Below are 1093 nucleotides of genomic sequence, written 5' to 3' on the forward strand. Positions count from 1 at the left end.
GTAAGGTGTTTCAATGAAACCAAATTCATTGATTTTCGCGTATGACGCCAAGTTGTTGATCAACCCGATGTTTGGTCCCTCAGGTGTTTCGATTGGACACATACGACCATAGTGAGAATAGTGAACGTCACGAACTTCGTATCCGGCACGGTCACGAGTTAAACCACCAGGTCCTAAGGCAGATAGACGACGTTTGTGCGTCAACTCACCTAATGGGTTGGTTTGGTCCATAAATTGAGACAATTGAGAAGAACCGAAGAACTCTTTAATTGACGCAACGACTGGACGAATGTTGATTAATTGTTGTGGCGTTACTTTTTCAATGTCTTGGATAGACATACGTTCACGTACAACACGTTCCATACGAGATAAACCGATACGGAATTGGTTTTGTAATAATTCACCAACTGAACGGATACGACGATTACCTAAATGGTCGATGTCGTCTGTTTTACCAATACCTTCATATAAACCTAAGAAGTAGTTTAATGAAGCTAACACGTCAGCAATTGTTAAGGCTCGAGCTTCTTTACCTGGGCTCGCGTTAGCAATAACGTTGATTACACGATCAGCATCTTTAGGTGCTTGAATTTTAACGATTTGTAAATCAACAGGTTCTGTTAGGACAGCATCGTCATTTGGATACAATGTTGTCACGTTTAAACCATTTTCAAAATATGGCTCTAATTTGTCCATAACTTCACGGTTTAATTCAGTACCTTTATCTGCTAAGATTTCACCAGTTTCTGGGTCAACCAAAGTTTCAGCCAAGATTTGGTTGAATAAGCGGTTTTTGATATCTAATTTTTTGTTCACTTTGTAACGTCCAACAGCTGCTAAGTCATAGCGGCGTGGGTCAAAGAAACGAGCAGTTAATAAGTTACGAGATGAGTCTGCAGTCTTTGGTTCGCCCGGACGTAGACGTTCGTAAATTTCTTTTAAGGCTTCTTCTGTACGAGAATCAGATAAGTCTTTGTGGACATCTTTTTCTAAAGTTAATTCTAATGTTTCGCTTTCTCCGAAGATTTCACGAATTTGGTCATCCGAAGAGAAACCTAATGCACGCATCAACACTGACATCGGCACTTTACGT

General features: G+C 40.3%; 1 pseudogene. It reads right to left on the bottom strand.

Going from position 1 to position 1093, the window contains the following annotated elements:
• A pseudogene (locus tag ACRCJ0_RS14865) lies at nucleotides 1-1093 on the bottom strand (DNA-directed RNA polymerase subunit beta); the annotation flags it as partial.

This window comes from Aerococcus sp. L_32, assembly GCF_050689315.1.